The organism is Pseudomonas sp. HAR-UPW-AIA-41 (assembly GCF_002304225.1).
In the GTDB taxonomy this organism is placed as follows: Bacteria; Pseudomonadota; Gammaproteobacteria; order Pseudomonadales; family Pseudomonadaceae; genus Aquipseudomonas.
The window spans coordinates 1-18204 of sequence record NZ_NSLB01000018.1; the positions used below are offsets into that span (position 1 = coordinate 1).

At 62.2% G+C, this 18204-nt stretch carries 14 protein-coding genes; 8 read left to right on the forward strand and 6 right to left on the reverse strand.

Going from position 1 to position 18204, the window contains the following annotated elements; all coding sequences use genetic code 11:
* Positions 1-172: 172 nt before the first annotated feature.
* The 3 genes from CK486_RS17380 to CK486_RS17390 form a co-directional block, all read right to left on the reverse strand.
* Positions 173-1006, reverse strand: coding sequence for a phosphonate ABC transporter ATP-binding protein (locus CK486_RS17380; RefSeq protein WP_256574457.1), 834 nt, complete (start codon positions 1004-1006; stop codon positions 173-175).
* Positions 1003-1854 (reverse strand): putative selenate ABC transporter substrate-binding protein, encoded by an 852-nt coding sequence (locus CK486_RS17385; protein WP_095941563.1) that lies wholly within the window; start codon positions 1852-1854, stop codon positions 1003-1005. Before CK486_RS17385 ends, CK486_RS17380 begins: the two co-directional genes overlap by 4 nt.
* A gap of 204 nt (positions 1855-2058) precedes the next feature.
* Positions 2059-4224, reverse strand: a complete 2166-nt coding sequence (locus tag CK486_RS17390; RefSeq protein WP_256574458.1) for a hypothetical protein — start codon at positions 4222-4224, stop codon at positions 2059-2061.
* Positions 4225-4407: 183 nt separating this feature from the next.
* On the opposite strand from CK486_RS17390, the gene selD reads away from it, so the two are divergent.
* From selD to CK486_RS17405, 3 genes are all read left to right on the forward strand, one after another.
* Positions 4408-5442 (forward strand): selenide, water dikinase SelD, encoded by a 1035-nt coding sequence (gene selD, locus CK486_RS17395; RefSeq protein ID WP_095941564.1) that lies wholly within the window; start codon positions 4408-4410, stop codon positions 5440-5442.
* A complete protein-coding gene (gene mnmH, locus CK486_RS17400) occupies positions 5442-6542 on the forward strand; it encodes a tRNA 2-selenouridine(34) synthase MnmH (RefSeq protein ID WP_095941565.1) in 1101 nt (366 codons plus the stop codon). Before selD ends, mnmH begins: the two co-directional genes overlap by 1 nt.
* Before the next feature lie 194 nt (positions 6543-6736).
* Complete coding sequence (locus tag CK486_RS17405) at positions 6737-7108, forward strand: hypothetical protein (RefSeq protein ID WP_095941566.1); 372 nt, start codon at positions 6737-6739, stop codon at positions 7106-7108.
* On the opposite strand, the gene CK486_RS17410 is transcribed toward CK486_RS17405, so the two are convergent.
* Positions 7102-8013, reverse strand: a complete 912-nt coding sequence (locus CK486_RS17410; protein WP_095941567.1) for a LysR family transcriptional regulator — start codon at positions 8011-8013, stop codon at positions 7102-7104. The two genes, CK486_RS17405 and CK486_RS17410, sit on opposite strands and share 7 nt — an antisense overlap.
* 100 nt (positions 8014-8113) lie before the next feature.
* Between CK486_RS17410 and CK486_RS17415 the strand changes: the two genes are divergently transcribed.
* The 5 genes from CK486_RS17415 (at position 8114) to lapD (ending at position 14758) form a co-directional block, all read left to right on the forward strand.
* Complete coding sequence (locus CK486_RS17415) at positions 8114-9901, forward strand: alkyl/aryl-sulfatase (RefSeq protein WP_095941568.1); 1788 nt, start codon at positions 8114-8116, stop codon at positions 9899-9901.
* A 16-nt stretch (positions 9902-9917) separates the two neighbouring features.
* Positions 9918-11624: a sulfatase-like hydrolase/transferase gene (locus tag CK486_RS17420; RefSeq protein ID WP_095941569.1), complete on the forward strand. Its 1707-nt coding sequence runs from the start codon at positions 9918-9920 to the stop codon at positions 11622-11624.
* An 85-nt stretch (positions 11625-11709) separates the two neighbouring features.
* Positions 11710-11961 (forward strand): DUF1145 domain-containing protein, encoded by a 252-nt coding sequence (locus CK486_RS17425; RefSeq protein WP_095941570.1) that lies wholly within the window; start codon positions 11710-11712, stop codon positions 11959-11961.
* A gap of 149 nt (positions 11962-12110) precedes the next feature.
* Positions 12111-12803, forward strand: a complete 693-nt coding sequence (gene lapG / locus CK486_RS17430; protein ID WP_371915513.1) for a cysteine protease LapG — start codon at positions 12111-12113, stop codon at positions 12801-12803.
* Positions 12804-12811: 8 nt separating this feature from the next.
* The gene (gene lapD / locus CK486_RS17435) at positions 12812-14758 is read left to right on the forward strand and encodes a cyclic di-GMP receptor LapD (RefSeq protein ID WP_095941571.1); all 1947 of its coding nucleotides are present in this window, start codon (positions 12812-12814) and stop codon (positions 14756-14758) included.
* A gap of 242 nt (positions 14759-15000) precedes the next feature.
* On the opposite strand, the gene CK486_RS17440 is transcribed toward lapD, so the two are convergent.
* Together CK486_RS17440 and CK486_RS17445 are read right to left on the reverse strand one after the other, a co-directional pair.
* Entirely contained in the window at positions 15001-15339 is a 339-nt protein-coding gene (locus CK486_RS17440; RefSeq protein WP_095941572.1) for a tryptophan synthase subunit beta, read from the reverse strand.
* A gap of 54 nt (positions 15340-15393) precedes the next feature.
* A partial coding sequence (locus tag CK486_RS17445; protein ID WP_141248926.1) for a tandem-95 repeat protein occupies positions 15394-18204 on the reverse strand: 2811 nt, incomplete at its 5' end.

Genomic DNA, 18204 nt, shown 5'->3' on the forward strand with positions numbered 1-18204 from the left:
AAGGCGACCGACGAACTTGCCCATGGTGGCCAGGTTGTCCGCCTCGCCACAGCACCGCCAGGTTCAGCTCGGACAGCGCCAAGCCGGCCAGCAGCAGCGCCAGGGCCAGCAGCGTAAGCAGCGAGACGCGGCAGGGCGGAGGGATCGCGGGCGACGCTACTGGGCGGGGTCATCAGCAACGCGGGATATGCAGGGTGACCGGTGGCGCCACCGGCGAGGCCGGCACGCTGGTCTGCAACTCGGTCTGTAATTGCGCATTGGCGTACAGCGCCTCGAGGTCGGCCGGGGTCACGGCCTGACTCGGCTTGTCGAACAGCACGCGGCCATCGCGCAGGCCGATGATGCGCGGGAAGTGCCCGAGGGCCAGATCCACGGCATGCAGGCTGGCGATCAGTGTGCTGCCACGCTGTTGCGCTTCCTGGCTGAGGATCTCCAGGGCGTGCCCGGCCAGTACCGGGTCCATGGCCGACACCGGTTCGTCGGCGAGGATCAGCTCGGCGCCCTGGCAGAGCACGCGGGCGATGCCGACGCGCTGCAGCTGGCCACCGGAAAGCTGGTCGCAGTGTTGATACAGCTTGTCGCTGAGGTCGAGGCGGGCCAGGGCGGCACTGGCGGCCTGACGCTCCTGCGGGTAGATCAGGTTGAGCAGGGCCTTGGCCAGCGACCAGTGGCCGAGGCGACCGGCCAGAACCGCGGTGACCACGCGCTGGCGCGGTGGCAGTGGCGGGCTCTGGTGGATCAGGCCTATGCGCCGGCGCAATTGCTGGCGCTGACGCGCGGAGAGCGCCCAGGGCTGCTGGCCGAACAGGCGCAACTCACCGCTGCCGGGTTGCAGGGCGGTGGCCAGAAGGCGCAGCAGGCTGGTTTTGCCGGCCCCGGACGGACCGATGATGGCCACACGCTCGCCCTGTGCAACGGCGAGCGTGAGGTCCGTCAGTGCCGCCTGGCCGTTGGCGTGGGTCAGGCCCACGCCGGACAGGCTCACGCCGGTAAAGCTGGGTGTCACTTCAGCAGGCCGGCCGCGCGGGCTGCCTCTTCGATGCCCTTGTAGTTCTCAGGCTTGGTTTCGATAAAGCGCGAGGCGGCCTGCAGGTCGAGAATGGCCTTGTGCTCCGGCTTGGCCGGGTCCAGGGCGAGGAAGGCGGCCTTGATCTTGCCGGCCAGTTCCGGGTCGAGGCTGCCGCGCACGGTCCAGTTGTAGTCGTAGTAGGTCGGGGTGGTGGCGAAGACGTGAACCTTCTTGGTGTCCACCTTGCCGGCGGCGACCAGTTTGTCCCACACGCTGGCGTTGAGCACGCCGGCATCGACCTTGCCAGCCTCTACCCAGGCAGCGGTGGCGTCATGGGCGCCGGAGAAGGCCACGCGGCTGAAGTAGGTTTCCGGAACGATCTTGTCCTGCTGCATGAAGTAGCGCGGCATCAGGCTGCCAGAGGTGGACGAAACCGAACCGAAGGCGAAGGTCTTGCCCTTGAGGTCGGCCAGGGATTTGACCGCCGGGTCGCTGGAGATGAACTTGCTGGTGAATACCGCATCCTGCTCACGCTGAACCAGCGGGATGGCGTTGCCGGTCTTCAGGCGGGTCTGTACGAAGGTGAAGCCGCCCAGCCAGGCCAGGTCGATGCGGTCAGCGGCAATGGCTTCCACCACGGCCGGGTAGTCGGCCACCGGCATGAACTCGACCTTCATGCCCAGCTGTTGCTCGAGGTAGGCGCCCAGCGGCTTGAACTTGCGCAGCAGTTCGGTCGGCGCTTCATCCGGAATGGCGGTGACTTTGAGTACGTCGGCGGCCTGGGCCACGACGGCGGAAAAGGACAAAGCAAGGCCGGCGGCCAGCGTCAGGGTGCGCTTGAGCATGATGGGAAGTTCTCCGGTTCAATGGCGGAAAAAATCGACGAAGAAGCGGGGGCGCATGGCATTGCCACGGCGCGTGCTTCTGCAGCGAGGGTAAAGAACGCGGCGATTATAGAGGGTTAAGCCGGGCGCGGGCAGTTGTGGCGCAAAAACAAACAGGGCCTGCATGGCAGGCCCTGGGCGTGAGGTGCTGGAGCGGTACTGCCGTCAGACCGGAGGGGTGTAGTTGTTGAGCGAGATGACGCGGGTCTTGCCGATGCGGTGGCGGTAGATCTCGCGCAGGTACTTGATGGCCTTTTTCACGCTCTCGCGGGACAGGCGGATGTCGTTGATCGAGACGAACTTGTCCCGGTCATTGACCAGCTCGCGGTATTTCTTCTCGTACATCGGCTTGATGGCAAACCAGTTGGTGTCGAGGATCTTCGCCGGGTTTTCGTGCTCGTTGAGCATGGCGTCGATGCGCGCCTCGTCGAATTCCTCGGCGACGATCAGCTCCAGCAGGGCGTTGTCCAGACTCTCGTCATAGCGATGCGGCTCACGGGCGAAGCAGCGCTTGATGAAGGCAACGATCAGGGTGAGGAAGTCGTCCGACAGGCAAGGGCTCTTGACCACCAGAGTGGTCAGCGAGAGGTTGGCCGAGGCGCCGATCACCAGGGCGTAGCGCTTGAGGGTGGTGTTGGGGAACAGGTTGTTGAGGTGGCTCTTGAGACGGTTGAGGTCCATGTAGGACAGCTTGTAGTCCTTGGGCAGCGAGACGATGGACACCACCGAGGAGCAGTTTTTGAAGAAGTGCATATCGCTCAGGGCGCTGGCGTCGAAACCGGACTTCTTGTAGCTGTCCAGCGCCTCGCGGTAGCGCTTGGCCTCGATCGGCAGCAGGCTGATGCCCTCGATGGCCTGGGTCGCCTTGTTGAAATGCGGCAGGTCGATGGAGCGGAAGAACAGGTCGTCGATATTGAGCTTGGGCGGCTCCTTGTCGAATACCTTGAACTTCTCGGTGGGCGTTACCGGCGTCTGCTCGGCCACCACCGACTCGGCGTAGGCAACCGCCACAGGGCCGGCCAGGCTCATGAACAGGTCGTTGGCATCGAGGCGGATGGTTTCGCCGATGTCGATGCCGGCGCGGCGGAAGTAGTTCTGGTCGTAGTCGGTGGTCACCGCCTGGGCGGTGAGGATGTTGAAGATCTGCTGCGAGATGTACTGGTTGGCGTGACGCTCCATGGCATTCACGTCGATGTTCTGCACATTGCCGCCGTCGCTTTCCTCGGCGTAACGCATGATGTCGTTGGAAATCAGCATCATCGCGTTCCACGGGCGGATGCGGCGCATCACGCTCTCTTCGCCGGTCTCCTCGCTGTCGAAGTTGTAGGAGAAGTCCCACTCCTCGGCGAGGTACTTGCACAGCAGGCGCCCGGCGTTGATGTGCAGGGCTTCGGACATCTCGATGCGCTGATCGGAGATGCTCGGCAGGATGCACATGCCGCTGGTGAAGATCGGTTCGAAGACGAACGAGTGGTTGTCTTCCTCTTCGTTCTCCTTGGTCTCGAAGGTCTTGCTCATGTAGGAGAACTGCTGGGCCAGACCGAACTCCGAGGCCATGCCCGAACCGGTGCCGCCGCCGGCGCTGAAGATGTAGAAGTACAGGCGCGACTGGTTGGCCTTGATGCCGCAGGAGTCGATCAGGTAGCTGTGGATGAATTTCCAGTCGGCGTTGGAGAAACGCTGGGTGTCCTTGTTGAGGATGATCTTGGCCAGGTACTGGCCGAGGATCGGCGCGTTACCGGCGCCACCGGCATGCACCTCGGAGAGGTCCATGATCTTCATCTTGCTGTAGTCGCTGAGAAAACCGTTGCTCTCGGCCTTGCGCGAGAAGCGGATGCGCCCCTCGATGTCCTTGTCCAGGTCGCCGAGCATCACCAGCGGCTCGATCAGGAACACCGGCTTGGTGCCACGTCCGCCGGACAGCCGCAGGTTGTTGCGGATCCAGCTGGTGGGGCGCTGCTCGGCCTTGTCCTTGCTGACGTTGCTGAATTCGTTGAGGTAGAACTTGCGCGCGTTGTAGACCAAGGATGCAACATCCAGGGCGATGTTCGAGCCGCAGCGGCCCAGGCCGATCAAGCACACCGAGGGGAAGTGCTGGCTGTTGCGTGGCTCGCCCGCTTCATCGCCGTGCAGGCGGGGGAATACACGGTCGCGCAGACCGTCGAGGTTTTCCAGAATGCGGTCGATATCGCGCTCGGTGAAGTACAGGTATTGCTCGCCGCCGGGCAGCAGTGCGGGTGGTATGCCGCTGCCTTCTTCGATGGCCTCGACCGGTGCGGTGACGATGCGGGGTTCGGAAACCGTGGAATCGCTGTTTTTATTTTTCTTCATGGTCGACAGTCCGTGTGTGCGGGCAGAAGTTGGAGCAGACGTACCAACGCGCTCCAGAGCTCCTGACTATAAACCGACTAGTGGCACTCTGCCGGTAACTCATCACTCTTTTTGCTTGCCGCCGGGGGAGGGGCGGTTTGCTAGAATCGCCGGCCTGTTTTCCGTTATTGCCGAGAAAGTGCGATGAGCGAGCCGATCCGCCTGACCCAGTACAGCCACGGTGCCGGTTGTGGCTGCAAGATTTCCCCCAAGGTGCTGGAAGTGATCCTCGCCGGCAGCGGCGCGCAGAACCTCGATCCGAAACTCTGGGTCGGCAACGCCTCGCGCGACGACGCGGCGGTCTATGCGCTGGACGAGGAGCGCGGGGTGGTGTCGACCACCGACTTCTTTATGCCGATCGTCGATGACCCCTATGACTTCGGGCGGATTGCCGCGACCAACGCCATCAGCGACATCTACGCCATGGGCGGTGACCCGCTGATGGCCATCGCCATCCTCGGCTGGCCGGTCAATGTGCTGCCGGCGGAAGTGGCCCGCGAGGTGATCCGCGGCGGTCGCGCCGTGTGCGACGCCGCCGGTATTCCGCTGGCCGGCGGCCACTCGATCGACGCGCCGGAGCCGATCTTCGGCCTGGCGGTGACCGGTGTGGTCGAGAAGAAACACATGAAACGCAACGACACCGCCACGGCCGGCTGCAAGCTGTATCTCTCCAAACCGCTGGGTATCGGCATCCTCACCACCGCCGAGAAGAAGGCCAAGCTGCGCGAGCAGGACGTGGGGCTGGCGCGCGACTGGATGTGCACCCTGAACAAGCCGGGTGCGCGCTTCGGCAAGCTGGCCGGGGTCACGGCGATGACCGATGTCACCGGCTTCGGTCTGCTCGGCCATCTGGTGGAGATGGCCGATGGTGCCAACCTCACTGCCCAGCTGGACTACGCCGCCGTGCCGCGCCTGCCGGGGGTCGATTACTACCTGGCCGAGGGCTGCGTACCGGGCGGTACCCTGCGCAACTTCGACAGCTACGGCGACAAGATCGCGCCGATCAGCGAGGATCAGCGCAACCTGCTGTGCGACCCGCAGACCAGCGGCGGCCTGCTGATTGCCGTCAGTGCCGAGGGCGAGGCCGAGTTCCTCGCCGTAGCCGCCGAGCTGGGCCTGACTCTCGCGCCCATCGGCCAGCTGGTTGCACGACAGCGTTACGCGGTAGAGGTGCTGTGATGCGAGATAACACGGCCGACTACCGCTACATCTTCCTCAACGACATTCCCATGATGGATATGCGTGCCCCGGTGGAATTCACCAAGGGCGCCTTCCCCAATGCCATCAGCCTGCCACTGATGACCGACATCGAGCGGCAGAAGGTCGGCACCTGCTACAAGCAGAAGGGCCAGCAGGCGGCCATCGAACTGGGCCACCAGCTGGTTTCCGGCAAGGTCAAGGCCGAGCGGGTCGAGGCCTGGGCTGCCTTCGCAAGGGCCAATGCGAACGGCTACCTGTACTGCTTCCGTGGTGGCCTGCGCTCGCAGATCGTCCAGCAGTGGCTGAAAGATGCCGGCATCGACTACCCGCGGGTGATCGGTGGCTACAAGGCCATGCGCACCTTCCTGATCGAGACCCTCGATAGCGCCGTGGCCGAGTGCGACTTCGTCATCGTCGGCGGCATGACCGGTACCGGCAAGACCGAAGTGATTGCCGCCCTGGACAACAGCATCGACCTGGAAGGGCACGCCAATCACCGTGGCTCCAGCTTCGGCAAGCGTGCCACCGGCCAGCCTTCGCAGATCGACTTCGAGAACCAGTTGGCCATCGACCTGCTCAAGCGCCGCGCGCGCGGTCAGCAGCAGTTCGTGCTGGAAGACGAGAGCCGCCTGATCGGCACCTGCTCGCTGCCACTGTCGCTGCACCAGGGCATGCAGGACTACCCGCTGGTGTGGCTGGAGGACAGCGTCGCCGACCGCGTCGAGCGCATCCTGCGCGACTACGTGATCGACCTGGCTGCCGAGTTCCTTGCCGTGCATGGCGAGGAGCAGGGTTTTGCGCTGTTCACCGCGCGCCTGCTGCAGAGCATGGACAATATCCAGAAGCGTCTGGGCGGCGAGCGCCATGCGCGGTTGCGGGCCATCCTGGCGCAGGCGCTGGACGAACAGGCACGCAGCGGCACAGTCGACCTGCACCGCGCCTGGATCGAGGCGCTGCTGAACGAGTACTACGACCCGATGTACGTCTACCAGCGCGAAAGCAAGGCCGCGCGCATCGAGTTCGCCGGCGAGCATCAGGCGGTGCTGGAGTACTTGCGTCAGCGTAAAAGCCTGCGCTGATTCGCACTCGATAAATATTCTTCGGCGCTGCGGAGCTTTTTCCGCGGCGCACACTCCAATCGAGCATGGGAGTGCATCTCCCGGATGCCGGCAGTCGCCGGCGTCATCCCCAGCGGTCGCAGGAGGCCGCCATGCTCAGTCGATTATCCCAATCCGCTTTGCTGTGTCTGAGTTTGTCCCTGTCTGGTTGTGTCATGTCCGAGTGGGACCAGCGCGGTTATCCGCAGGCCCGTTATTACGGTCATGGCTATCAGCAGCCGGGTTACACCGTGGAACGTTACCCCGTGACGCGTTATCACCAGCCGCCCGTGGTGGAGTACCGCTACTACCGGCAGCCGGCGCCGGTGGTGATCTACCGTCAGGAACCGCGCCATCCTCATCGTTCCGACTATCGACGTGAGTATCGCCAGGCCACGCCGGGCTATTGGGCGGCGCCGGTGTGGGGTGGCCAGTACGCGCGAGAGCAGGAGCGGCGCTACCGTGAGCAGCGGCAGTGGCGAGAGGATCACCATGATCGCGGCCGTGACCGTGACTGGGGGCGTGGCTGGGAGATCCGCCGCTACTGATCTGGCGCCGCCGGCAGCGCCTGATCCTGCTCCAGCAGCAGGCGCTGCCATTCAGCCGCCGCCGGTGACAGGCTGTGGCCGGCGCGGCTCACCAGGCCGTACGCAGAGTGTTGCAACAGGGTTCCCAGGTACAGGACGCCCAACTCACCACGCTGCACTTCATCGGCAACCACATCCCAGGGTGCCAGACTCAGTACATCACTGTGCGCCACCAAGGCTTTGAGCACCATGAAGTTGTCGCAGGCAATTCCCAGCGGCTGGCTGCGACCACTGGCTTGCTTGAGGGCTTGCTCTACCTCTTGCGGCAGTTGTGTACCCGCCAGGGCATAGCCACTTAAATCGTCTATCTGTAGTGCTCTACCGAGCTGCAAAAGTGGGTGCGCCGGGCGGCAGAACAGCACGCCCGGCCAGCGGCGCAGGGGTTGCACCTGAAGCTGTGGGTCATGCTGAAGCTCACGTATATCCGCCACGAAAAGTTCCAGTGCGTCATTCAGCAGGCGCTGGCGCAACTGCTGCCAGTTATCAATCTGCAGGCGTACTTGAACACCGGGATAGCGTCTTGCGAATGCACCTAGCGCCCGTGGAACCAGTCGTGCGGCCGGGTAGGGGCCGGCCCCCAAGCGCAGTTCACCGCTTTGCAGGTTGCCCAACTGGCTGACCGCATTGCTCAGGGCGCGGCTGCCGGCCAGTAGCCGCTGGGCGTGTTCGAGGACCAAGCGGCCGTGAGCTGTCAGGCTGAAACCGCGACTGTGGCGATCCAGCAGTGAGCATCCAAGCTGGCTTTCCAGCGCCTGGATGCTGCGGCTGAGTGCCGGTTGGCTGAGGTTGACCGCCTCGGCCGCACGGGCGAAATGACCGTGTTCGGCGAGGGCGACGAAGTGACGGAGTTGGCGTAGATCGTTCATGCGCTCACTGCATTGAATGTGAGATTAAAATGCATTGGAAGTATGCATTCGGATGGGCCACTCTGCTAGCAGACCTGTTGAACCAAGCCGAGAAGTGCTCATGACCGTTTCTATCCGTTTCCCTGCCTTGCTACTGGCCGCAGCGATGCCGCTGGCGGGCTACGCTGCGTTGCCCGAAGAACGCATCGAACCGAGTATCAATGCCGAACTCAAGCAGCACACCCAGCACTTTGTGCAGAAGCTCTACAAGGTGGCGGATAACGTCTACTCGGCGGTCGGCTGGCAACTAGGCAACGTAGTGATGATCGAGGCCCCCGAAGGCCTGATCATCGTTGACACCGGCGAGTCGGTCAGCGAGTCGCGCAAGATCATGGACGAGCTGCGCAAGGTCAGCGACAAGCCGGTCAAAGCGGTGGTTTACACCCACTTCCACCCGGATCACATCAACGGTGTGCAGGCCTTCGTCAGCCCTGAGCAGGTGGCCAGCGGCGAGGTGCAGATCTATGCCCATGAGACCCTGCTGGCCAACGTGGTGGCGCAGGGCGCTCAGGTAGGACCGATTCTCGGTGTGCGTTCGGCCTACAGTTTCGGCGCTTTTCTCAAACCCGCCGATACCAGGGATATGAACGGTGGTATCGGGCCCATTGCCAAGGCCGAGCCATCGACCTTTATTGCTCCCACCATTACCTTCAAGGACCGACTGGACACCACCATCGCCGGTCTGCCTGTACAGTTTTTCCATGCGCCGAGTGAGGCACCGGACGAGATCGTCCTGTACCTGCCGAACAACAAGCTGCTGATCAGCGCCGAGGTGGATCAGGGGCCGACCCTGCCGAATATTCACACCCTGCGCGGCACCAAATTCCGTGATCCGGTGCAGTGGGTCGCCAGCCTTGATTTGCTGCGCTCGCTGCAGGCCGAGCACATGGTGCCGCTGCACGGTCGGCCAATCAGCGGGGCAGACAAGGTCGAGGAAGTGCTGCGCATGACCCGCGACGGCATCGCCTATATCCACGACCAGACCGTGCGCTGGATGAACAAGGGCCTGACTCCGGACGAGCTGGTGGAAAAGGTCAAACTGCCACCGCATCTGGCCGGCTACACGCCATACCTGCGCGAGTACTACGGCACGGTCAAACACAGCGTGCGGCAGATTTACAACGGCTACCTGGGCTGGTTCCAGGGTGATCCGGTGGATCTCGATCCGGTGCCGCCCAAGGACAAGGCGCAGCGTCTGATTGCCCTGATGGGCGGTCGTGAGAAGGTTCTGCTGGCCGCCGGCGAGGCGTACCTCAAGGGGGATTACCAGTGGGCCGCCGAACTGGCCGGCTATGCCATCCGCGTTGATCAGGACGACAAGCTGGCGCGTGACATCAAGGCGCGCAGCTTCCGCAAACTCGGTTACGCCAGCATGAACATCAACTGGCGCAACTGGTATCTGACCAGCGCCATGGAGCTGGAAGGGCAGTTCGATGCCGACGATGTGCGGGATCAGGCTGCCGTGCTGCGCGGGGTTTTCCTCTCGCCGCAGATGGTGAAGAACTTCACCCCGCAGGCGTTCCTCGGCAACTGGGTCACCCGTATCGATCCGGAGAAGGCCGCCGATGTGCAGATGACGCTGGGCTTCGAGTTCCCCGATGTGGACGAGCGCTGGGCCCTGGAAATCCGTCGTGGCGTGGTGCAGCTGCATCGTGGCATCCCGGCCGGTACCGAGCTGAAGCTAACCATGGACAAGGCATTCATGGAAACCCTGCTGACTGGCGAGGGTGGCCTGGTCAAAGGCGCGCTGCTGGGCGACGTCTCGATCGACGGCAGTCTGCTGGACGTCAAAACCTTCCTGAGCTGCTTTGACTTCGCCGACGAGTCGTTCGGGCTAACCATTCGTTAAGGTTCCGGAGCCCATCATGCAGCGTCGCGATCTACTGAGGCTTGTCGGAGCCACGGGTGCAATCGGTCTGGCCGGCCCGCTGCTCGGCTCTCCCAGGGCGCCGCGTCCTGCCGGCTCGCGGCCGAACATTCTGCTGATCGTCACCGATCAGCAGCGTGCTCATCAGGATCTGCCGGATGCAGTGCCGCTGCCCGGTCACGAGCGTCTGCTCAAGCGCGGGGTCAGCCTGGGCAATTTCCATGTCAACACCACGCCATGCTCGCCCTCACGCTCGGTTCTGTTCACCGGTCAGCACACCCAGCACACGCAGATGACGGCCAACCTGGGCTTGCCGCCTTTTCGCGAGCTGTCGCCGGCCATCCCGACTCTGGGGCATATGTTGCGCGAGCAGGGGTATCAGACGGCCTACAAGGGAAAGTGGCATCTCTCGCACATTGAGCAGTCCAGCAATCTGACCTATGGCGTGGTTCAGCCCACGACGGATGCGCTGCAGTCTTTTGGTTTTGCCGACTACAACCTCAATGGCGATCCCCATGGTTCGCTGATGAGTGGCTTTATCTACGACAAGGTGACGGCCAGCGATACGGTCGGCTGGTTACAGCGGCACCGGGATGACGAGCAGCCCTGGTTTCTGGCGGTGAACTTCGTCAACCCGCACGACATCATGTTTTACAGCTCGGGTGTCCGGCAGGAGCAGTCACGCCTGCGGCGCAATTTTCTGGGGCCGATTTCCCCCGGGCCCAAGACCGGGCTGTATGAGCAGCACTGGGATCTGCCCTTGCCGAAGAGCTTCTACCACGAGGACCTTGCGCGTAAACCCTGGGCCCAGCGGGCGGATGTCGCGCTGTGCAACCATATCTACGGGCACCTTGATCCGCGCGATGAAGAGGCCTGGCAAGGGTTGCAGAGCTATTACCTGAACTGCATCCGTGATGTTGACCAGTCGATTGAGCAGGTTCTGCTAGCCCTGGAGCATACGGGCCTGGCGGATAACACCATTGTCATTCTGACGGCCGATCACGGAGAAATGGCGGGAGCCCATCAGCTGCGGCAGAAGGGACCGCACATGTACAAGGAGAATACGCGGGTCAACTTCATCGTGCGGCATCCGGATGTTGTGCAGGGTACACGCACTGAGGCGCTGGGTTCGACGATCGATATTGTTCCCACTGTTCTGGAGCTTGCCGGCGTAACGCCCGCTGTACAGGCGGAACGTTATCCGCAGCTGGCCGGGGTCAGTTTGGCGGAAAGCCTGGGCGGCGCTTCGCGGCGGTCGGCTCGTGATCAGCGGGGTCACCTGTTCAACTATGGCGTGGTCATGTACCTGGATCCGGAGTTCACCGAGGCGATGATGCGTGACAACGATCAGGTAACCCCCTGGGCGATGATCAAGACCTCGCTGCAGCAGATGCAGCCCGGCCCTTCGTTGGAGAACCGGGCCCTGTTCAGAGGTATTCACGATGGCCGCTACAAGTTTGCCCGTTACTTTGCCGCGGCAGACCATCATCGCCCCGATGACCTGGCCACGCTCAGGGCACGCAACGATCTGGAGCTGTATGACACACATGCGGACCCCGACGAGCTCAACAACCTGGCCAATCAGCCAGAGCAGCATCGGGTGCTGATCGAGCAACTCAATGCCCGGCTCAATGTGCTGGTTGAGCAAGAAGTAGGCGCCGATGATGGCCGCGAGCATCCGGGCCCTGGCTTTCTGTACGGCTGAAGCGTCGCCCGACCAAAGTGAGGAACTCGCTAGCGCTTGAAATCAGTCAGACTGACCGCTTCTTCCATCCTTCAAGGAGTACTGCATGGCCCTGCTGAACTTCGCCAAGGGCGCGCTGGCCGCGTTCTGGCTGCTTGCCATCCTCAACCTGTTCTACCCCCTGGGCGATGCCTGGTACTGGCCGGTCAATGTGGTAGCCGGCGCTATCCTGCTGGCCCACGTCGGCGAGGTGGCACTGTTCAACAAACGCCTCAGCCAGCGACCGCAGCCCTGGCTGGACCGCCTGCAGGTTCTGCTGTTCGGCTTCCTGCATCTGCGTGGTTTGCGTCAGGCCTGAACAGGCCGACGCGAGGGTTTAATCGGCGGCGGTGATTGCTTTTTGCCACCGGCTCGACGCACCATCGACAGCACAGCGGCGCCAGCCTGCTCAGAGCAGCGGCGCCGTTTTCGTCTGCTCGCCGGGGAATCCACCGCTTGCTTACCCGTCTGCACCATCGCCTTCGCCACTGGCGCCGCACGACTCTGGTCCTGCTGCCGCTGCTGGCTGCCGTGCTGCTGATCGGCAGCCTGGAGGCAGACTGGGACTTCGGCCAGATCACCAAACTCGCAGAGAAACGCTACGGTCCCCTGGGCAGTGCACGCTTTCGCCTTAATGACTGGCAGGAGCTGCTGCGCACCGAGGCTGATGCACCTTTGGGAGACAAGCTGCAGGCGGTTAACCTGTTTTTCAACCGCAACCTGCGTTTCCGTAATGACCGCGATCTGTGGCAGGCCAAGGACTATTGGGCAACCCCCGTCGAATCCCTGCACAAGGGCGCCGGGGATTGCGAGGACTACGCCATTGCCAAGTACTTCACCCTGCGCAAGCTTGGGGTGCCCAGCGATAAGCTGCGCATCACCTACGTCAAGGCTGTGCGCCTGAAACAGGCGCACATGGTGCTGACCTATTACCCCACGCCCAATGCCATACCGCTGGTGCTGGACAATCTGATCGACGGCATCGTCAGCGCCGACAAGCGCAATGATCTGGTGCCGGTGTATGCCTTCAATGCCGAAGGCATGTGGCTGCCGGGCGCCGGTGGCAATAAGCGGGTTGGCGACAGCAAGCGCCTCTCGCGTTGGGTTGACCTGACCAAGAAAATGCATGCAGAAGGCTTTCCGGCCGAATCGGCCCAGTAGGAGTTTCCATGTCACTGTTCAAGCAACTGTTCATTGCCATCTGCCTGCTGATGCTGGTGAATTTCACCGGCAGCTTTCTGGTCGGGCTGGAGAGCTCGCGCGAGCAGCAGGTCAACCAGCTGCGCTCCCATGCACAGGATGCTGCCACCGCGCTGGGCCTGTCGCTGACGCCGCATGTCAAAGACCAGCCGATGATGGAGCTGATGGTCAGTTCGATCTTTGACAGCGGCTACTTCGAGAGCATCCGGGTGATGGACCCGGTCAGCGGCGAGGTGCTGGTGGAAAGCACGGGCATTCCGGTGGTGGCCCGTGCCCCCGGCTGGTTTGCCGATCTGGTTCGCCTGCAGCCGGCCGTAGGCGATGCCATCATCAGCGATGGCTGGCGTCAGGCGGCGCGGGTGGAAGTCATCAGTCACCCGGTGTTTGCCATCGATAAACTGTGGCAGAGCGCGCTGGGCAGCCTGCTCTGGCTGTCGCTGTGCGGCTTGCTCAGCATCTGCCTCGGTGTGCTGCTGCTCAAGCGTCAGTTGCGCCCGCTGGACTACATGGTTGCGCAGTCCAACGCCATTGCCCGCCGCGAGTTCCTCAGCCTGCCGGATTTGCCCAAGACACCGGAGTTCCGCCGGGTGGTAGCGGCGATGAACCAGATGGTGGAGAAGCTCAAAACGCTGTTCGCCGAGGAGGCTGCGCGCAGCGAGAAGCTGCGTGCCGAGGCTTATCAGGACAGCCTGACCGGGCTTGCCAACCGCCGCTATTTCGACCTGCAGCTGCAGGCCCGTCTGCACGAAGACGAACATGCCTGCTCCGGCCTGCTTCTGCTGCTGCGCATCAATGACCTGGGTGGCCTTAACCAGCGTCTGGGTGGTCAGCGCACCGACCAACTGATCAAGAGCGTGGCGCAACTGCTCAAACAGCAGCTGTCCAGTACGGGTGAGCGTGGCTGCGTGCTGGCGCGTAACCGCGGCGGCGAGTTTGCCCTGCTGGCTCCGGGTGTGGATCGCGAGGAGGCCGAGCAACTGGCAGAGAACCTGCTCAGCGCGCTGGCCAGCCTGCAGGCCACCGGCGCTTCGGACGTGCAGCCACTGGCCCACCTGGGCCTGACCCTGTTCCAGCCGGGCGACAATGCCGCGCAACTATTCCAGCTGGCCGACGAAGCGCTGGCCACCGCCAGCAGCCAGCCGCTGCAGGCCTGGGCCTGTGCCGAAGGGCAGGTGCAGGTGGCACAGAGTGACGAGCGCAAGGAGTGGTATCAACTGCTCGACGAGGCGCTCACGCAGCAGCGCTTCCAGCTGTTCAGCCAGCCGGTGGTCAGTGCCGCCGATGGCCGCACCGTTCTCCATCACAAGGTGCTGGCGCGCCTGCTTGACCGGGATGGCTCGCCGCTGGCAGCCGGACGCTTCCTGCCGTGGCTGGAGCGCTTCGGCTGGAGTGCGCGGCTGGATATGGTGATGCTCGACCTGCTGCTCAAACAGATGGCCAGCCATGCCGCGCCGATGGCCCTCAGTCTGTCCGGTGCCAGTCTGCGCGACTCGCAGGTGCTGGCTCAGTTGTTGGCGCGTCTGCGGCAGCACCCGCAGCTGGCTGGGCGTCTGACCTTGGAACTGGACGAAGATCAGTTGCCGGAGCAGGGCGTGCTGGAGAGCCTCACTCAGCAACTGCGCGAGCTGGGCTTCGATCTGGCGCTGCAGCACTTCGGTGGGCGCTTCAGCATGATCGGCAACCTGGCGCGTTTGGGTCTGGCCTACCTCAAGGTGGACGGCAGCTACCTGCGGGCCATCGACGAGGAAAACGACAAGCGCCTGTTCATCGAGGCCATGCAGCGTGCGGCCAACAGTATCGACCTGCCGCTGATTGGCGAGCGCGTGGAAACCGCCGGCGAGTGGCAGGTACTCAAGGATCTGGGGATCAGTGGCGTGCAGGGGCGCCTGTTCGGCGAGCCGACACTCTGGCAGTGAGTTTGTGTTAACTAGCACAGAACCTGTTCACGATCTTTTGTACTAGAGCCAGACAAGGCGCTACGCCAGTAACAGCCTCCGGCTGGTCAAAACGGCGAAGAAGCGCAGTTTACGAGTGGTAAATGAGCATGACTCGTTCCACTCGCCCTTCGGGCCGCGCTTAGGCGCGTTAGCCGCAAGCGGCTTGCTGAGCCTGTTTTTAACGCCGTATGGCCGACGGACAGGGGATCGTGAGCGGGTTCTCAGATGATGCCGCTTTCCTCGTCATTAATCAGACGGTTCAGCCCGCCCAGCGATTCCCGCGCCTGGGAACGGGTGAGCAGTTTGGCCTGCGCCGCCGGCGGCAGGTCAGTGATGCGGATGACGCCCTTGATGATCAGCAGGTGCACCAGGTCGTCCACCACGCGGATCATGTCCAAGTCACTCTGCTTGAGCTGCAGCAGGCTCGACTCGACATCCTGATTGGCAAACCAGGCCTGAATCTCATGCGCCTCGGCGGTGAGCGTTTCGCTCATACCCTCGAACGGAGCCACCTCGACCCGCTGCAGATGCCCGCTGGCGTCACGCTGCACATAGAACATCGTCATCATCCTTCCCCTGCGGCCTGCCCGAACGGGCAGGCACCGCTGCTTAGCTTAGCTGTGATCGATCTTGATGGTCGGGTCAGCCCCTGCGATCAACTTGTTGACGATGTCTGTGGAGTTGTTACCCAAACTGGACAGATAGTTTGATGCGTCGCTGCCTTCCAGTTTGATGGTCAGGTCCGGGCTGGCAGTACCGGTTCCGTTTGGCGCAAAACTGCCATTGATGCTGACCTGCAGAGTGGACGTTGCAATATCCACCTTCAGGTAATTGAGAATGTTGCCGTCATTCTCGCCCTGCAGCAGATCACTCAGATCGATGCGGTCTCCTGCGCTTTGGCTGAAGTCCCGAATCACATCCTGAGTGCCGGCCGGGCTGTCATTGCGTTGCCAGATAAACAGGTCACCCCCGGCTCCGCCGGTCAGGTAGTCATTGCCCGTGCCGCCGATCAGGGTGTCGTTGCCGGTGCCACCATCCAGCCCGTCGTTACCGATGCCGCCTAGGATGATGTCATTACCCGCGCCACCCAGCAGGGTAGCGGCATTGGAAGTGCCAATATCGTTGCCGGCGCCACCGTCGAGGTAATCATTGTCATCTCCGCCCAACAGGCTATCGACACCAGCGCCGCCCAGCAGCATGTCATTGCCCATACCACCACTCAGGCTGTCATCGCCATCTCCGCCCTCTAGACGGTCGGCACCGTCGCCGCCGCTCAGAATGTCATTGCCGGCGTTGCCCAGCAGTACATCGTTACCAGCGTCACCGCTCATAGTGTTATTGGCGTTGTTACCGATCATCAGGTCGTTACCATCGGCGCCATTGCGAGAGGTGGTGGTATTGGCAGTGATGTAGTTGTCACTATTGTTGCCATTGGCGTCAGAACCCGATGCATTAATGCGATCGGTGTTGAGCGTGATCGATTGCTGAGTACTGCCGGTGCTTCCGTCGCTTTCGGTTGAGGTGGCGGTGATGGTCAGTGAAGAGCTGGTCGCAGTACTGCTGGTATTGGTTGGGACGGTCAGCAACATGCTGTCAAGGTAGTTGAGGTCGGTACCTGTGAGCGTGATGGTGCCATTGTTTGGCGTTCTGACTACGCCGTTAACCGTCAGGGTGGCAGTCCCCAGGTTGCTGATAGTGACTGACGTCAGGGTTTCGCTGTTGTCGTTCAGACTGGCGAGGACGGGCAGCAGTACTTCACGTTGGATGCTGGAGGACGTGTTACCCAGCGCAATGACTGAAAGCTCGCTAGGTGCGATGAGTCTCACACCATCGGCCACTGGCTTCACATTCACCGTCAGTGCCTGGGTGCTGCTGGCTGTCGTTGCATTGCTGCTTTCGGTAGAAGTCGCCGTTATGTTCAGGTCGAAGCTTCCGGAGAAGTTCAGTGGCGGCTTGATATAGAGAGTACTCAGGTTCCAGCCGGTGATGGTAGCGCTTGTAGCGCCGGGGGTCGCCGTGAAGGTGTTGTTGCCGTCGGTCAGTATGGCTCCGACAGGAATGTTGCCTATGGCAACCACCAGACTCTCAGATCCATCGGTATCGATTAGTTGAGCCTGGATTTTGGAGAGTGGGATATAGGTATCTTCATTGCTGACATTGAGCACGTTTTTCAGCGAAATGTTATCCAGTAGGCCGCCCGTACTGTTGTTGTCAGTGGCTTTGAACTCGAGGCGGTAGGTGCCGTCAGTGGGGGCTGACAGATCAAAGTGGAACGTCTGGAATCCAACACTGTTGGAACTCATGGTGCCAATCACATTGCCACCCCATAAGACCTGAATGCCAGAGCTGCTGGTTTGGCCTGAGCGCGGCGAGTAATCAAAGTCCAGCGAATAGGTGTTGCCTGCCTTGGCGGTAATGTCGGTAAACAGGTTGGAGGCATCGCCAGAGTTGCGCTCGAGTTCAATGACTTGGTTGGTGCTGCTGCCGCCCATATAGGTGGCTTGGGTACCAATCTCCAGCAGTCCTCCGGGGTTGTCGGTGTTCCAGTTGCTGCCCAGACCTGTATTCAGACTGCTGGCGTTGATATTTGCGGACCAGCCTGCACCATTGAGCGGGGCGCCCTGAAAATCGGTTGCAGCGGCCAGCGCGGTGTTGGTCAAACTCAGAGACGGTCTATCCGCAACCGCTGTGACGCCGAGACTGACGGTGACGGGGGCGCTGTAAATCGATCCATCAAACGTGCGGTAGGTAAAACTGTCACCGCCCGACCAGTTTGCGGTCGGGTTAAAGGTGAAGGAACCGTCACTGTTTAGCGTAAGCGTGCCGTGGGCCGGACCGTTGACAAGGTGGGCGGTAAGGTTCGAGTGAGTGCTGTCGACATCGTTGTCGTTGGCAAGCACGCCATTAGCAGCATTAACCACTATCGGGGTGTCTTCGCTAGTGGTGTAGGTATTGGCGATGGCCACCGGCGCATCGTTGGTGCCGGTGACGGTGATCACCAGGTTGGCGGTGGAGATCGCGCCCTGATCGTCGGTGACGGTGTACGGAATGGTCAGCACGGCCGACTGGCCGACCCCCAGACTCTGGTAGGCGCTGCTGGCGGCGTTGAAGCTGTAGCTGCCGTCGCTGTTGAAGGTCAGACCGGCCGGTGCGGTGCCACTGAGCGCAAAGGTCAGGCTGGCATTGGCATCGACATCGGTAGCGACCACGGAGCCGGAGAGCAGGGCGGCGTCTTCGGCGACGCTGACGCTGGCGGCCTGAGCCACCGGCGCATCGTTGGTGCCGGTGACGGTGATGGTCACGGTGGCTGGAGCACTGACGGCGCCGTTGTTGTCGGTGGCGGTATAGGTAAACGTCACGTTGCGGCTTTCACCAGCCGCGAGGTCATCAAAGGCACTGTCGGGGTTGAAGCTGTAGCTGCCGTT

Excerpts from the sequence above, each read along its gene's own strand:
- CK486_RS17385 (WP_095941563.1), bottom strand. The coding sequence starts at position 1,854 with ATGCTCAAGCGCACCCTGACGCTGGCCGCCGGCCTTGCTTTGTCCTTT.
- CK486_RS17390 (WP_256574458.1), bottom strand. The coding sequence starts at position 4,224 with ATGAAGAAAAATAAAAACAGCGATTCCACGGTTTCCGAACCCCGCATC.
- selD (WP_095941564.1), top strand. The coding sequence starts at position 4,408 with ATGAGCGAGCCGATCCGCCTGACCCAGTACAGCCACGGTGCCGGTTGT.
- mnmH (WP_095941565.1), top strand. The coding sequence starts at position 5,442 with ATGCGAGATAACACGGCCGACTACCGCTACATCTTCCTCAACGACATT.
- CK486_RS17405 (WP_095941566.1), top strand. The coding sequence starts at position 6,737 with ATGTCCGAGTGGGACCAGCGCGGTTATCCGCAGGCCCGTTATTACGGT.
- CK486_RS17410 (WP_095941567.1), bottom strand. The coding sequence starts at position 8,013 with ATGAACGATCTACGCCAACTCCGTCACTTCGTCGCCCTCGCCGAACAC.
- CK486_RS17415 (WP_095941568.1), top strand. The coding sequence starts at position 8,114 with ATGACCGTTTCTATCCGTTTCCCTGCCTTGCTACTGGCCGCAGCGATG.
- CK486_RS17420 (WP_095941569.1), top strand. The coding sequence starts at position 9,918 with ATGCAGCGTCGCGATCTACTGAGGCTTGTCGGAGCCACGGGTGCAATC.
- CK486_RS17425 (WP_095941570.1), top strand. The coding sequence starts at position 11,710 with ATGGCCCTGCTGAACTTCGCCAAGGGCGCGCTGGCCGCGTTCTGGCTG.
- lapD (WP_095941571.1), top strand. The coding sequence starts at position 12,812 with ATGTCACTGTTCAAGCAACTGTTCATTGCCATCTGCCTGCTGATGCTG.
- CK486_RS17440 (WP_095941572.1), bottom strand. The coding sequence starts at position 15,339 with ATGTTCTATGTGCAGCGTGACGCCAGCGGGCATCTGCAGCGGGTCGAG.